The organism is Marinobacter halodurans, assembly GCF_004327985.1.
GTDB classification, from domain to species: domain Bacteria; phylum Pseudomonadota; class Gammaproteobacteria; order Pseudomonadales; family Oleiphilaceae; genus Marinobacter_A; species Marinobacter_A halodurans.
The window spans coordinates 1-1,028 of sequence record NZ_SJDL01000150.1; the positions used below are offsets into that span (position 1 = coordinate 1).

The following is a 1,028-nucleotide window of genomic DNA, read 5'->3' on the forward strand; positions in this document are numbered from 1 at the left end:
TTCCGCCAAACTGGCGGGAAACAGGCAAGGAACACACAAATAACGGGAAAATAGTGTCTGAATCTTCGATTTTTTGCCGATTAAAACCAAATTCAGCAAAAATCAGCGGTTATTCAGACCTTCCTTAAAAACAACACCTCCATCCTTGACTTTGAGCAGCTCCTGCCCAAACCACCTTTTGGAGCAAAGCCTTGAACAAAACTAAAAAGCAACGCATTAATATCTCAAAATTCTGCACACTGCCTTCATTAATTACTTTGCTCATCAGGCGAACGCTTCACTCGACTACGCAGCATAGTTCCCTCTTCACAATTTAAATTCTCCCAAAAAAGTCGCAACACGTCTTCGGAATCCGGATATAGCTCAAGCACTTCCTGCGGAGTGCTCGAGCCTTCCTTAATATTTTTGTTCCAAACTCGAAATATAGCCCATGACATTATTTCAAGCAGCTCTAGAAAGACTTGCCTCTCCAAATCCTCACATTGAGATCGCAAATCAAATAATGCATCTTCTATTTCGCTATAAACACTGTAAGGTGGCAAATAACTCCCCTTGACTTGCACCAAACCGCTTTTCACCACAACTCGCTCTGGAAACAGTGAAATAACCCTGGCCATGAGTTCTCTATCGTTAAAGGTGACATCTAAGTCAAGCACTTTTCGATGCAACTCATTCATTTTCAATCCCTCAACCTTTTGCCATTTACGTCATATGTACCATTTCTTTGCCGACCCTTTTCCCAATCTTTAGCTTTATCCCACTTCTTCCATGCACTCCCTCCGTGAGACCTATCGCCTCCCCTATCTTTTTCAAAAATAGGTTCTTTTTCCCCTCTGGGTCTATATGCTTGGTTAGAGCCTGGAATTTTTTCCCAATTATCAGGATCACTACTTGGACAACTTGAGGTGGACCCGATCAGTTGGACAACCTGATGGTGTCACTAAGCTATGATCCGGTTGTTTCCCTGGCTCAGGCTAGCCAAGGCTATCGGTTGCCCGTAGTACACCTCATCGGGCGTTTGATACTCA

General features: G+C 43.5%; 1 protein-coding gene. It reads right to left on the minus strand.

From position 1 onward, the window contains the following. Positions 1-248: 248 nt before the first annotated feature. Positions 249-677, minus strand: coding sequence for a hypothetical protein (locus tag EZI54_RS23865; protein WP_131484336.1), 429 nt, complete (start codon positions 675-677; stop codon positions 249-251). Positions 678-1,028 lie beyond the last annotated feature (351 nt).